This window comes from Psychrobacter sp. CAL346-MNA-CIBAN-0220, from assembly GCF_040309805.1.
GTDB lineage: Bacteria > Pseudomonadota > Gammaproteobacteria > Pseudomonadales > Moraxellaceae > Psychrobacter.
On sequence record NZ_JBEOPF010000186.1, the window covers coordinates 1 to 278 of the forward strand.

The 278-nt window shown below is 38.8% G+C and carries 1 protein-coding gene; it reads right to left on the reverse strand.

Features of this window, described 5'->3' with window-relative positions:
- Positions 1-22 precede the first annotated feature (22 nt).
- On the reverse strand, positions 23-278 hold a 256-nt coding region (locus AAEY88_RS13255), incomplete at its 5' end, for a DUF3240 family protein (RefSeq protein WP_350563140.1).

A 278-nucleotide genomic window follows, 5' to 3' on the forward strand; every position in this document is an offset into this window, starting at 1 on the left:
ACTTAGTACTTTTCTTTTGCGGCTAGCACAAAGTGCCTGTATGAATAATGGGTGTAATCCAATATCGACACGGATTATGTTTACAAACCGCAGACAAGGCACTTAATAACGCATCTTGATGATCCACAGGATGCATAATTTCAAACTTACAAAATTCCCTGTAGCCTTCAACTTGCTCTTTGATATTAAAATGGCTGTGTTCGCGGCTAAAACCGCAAATATTACCTAGGCTAAAACCAGATAAAAACTCAAGCTCAATCAAGGTATCAACGATGTCG